The organism is Mediterraneibacter sp. 210702-DFI.5.30 (assembly GCF_020560115.1).
Classification (GTDB): Bacteria; Bacillota; Clostridia; order Lachnospirales; family Lachnospiraceae; genus Mediterraneibacter; species Mediterraneibacter faecis.
This window is the reverse complement of sequence record NZ_JAJCME010000257.1, coordinates 1-216: the sequence shown is the minus strand read 5'-3', so window position 1 is coordinate 216 and position 216 is coordinate 1. Positions and strand designations below refer to the sequence as shown.

Below are 216 nucleotides of genomic sequence, written 5' to 3'. Positions count from 1 at the left end.
AAGGAAAACAACGCGGAAGGCAACATCTCTGATACGGAGCTGGATGTTTACCTAAAGCTGCTTGACAATATGATGAGCGATTTGAACAGGCTGCCTAAAAAAGCGCCTGATTTGATGGTTTATTCAGAAACTTCTTTTGAGACCATTCTCTACCGAATCAAAAAACGGGGCCGCGACTATGAACAGATCGACAACAACCCTGAGCTTAAGGACTAC

General features: G+C 44.0%; 1 protein-coding gene. It reads left to right on the top strand.

Annotation, left to right across the window (positions count from 1 at the left end; genetic code table 11):
• A partial coding sequence (locus tag LI126_RS15475; protein ID WP_227165781.1) for a deoxynucleoside kinase occupies nt 1–216 on the top strand: 216 nt, incomplete at both ends.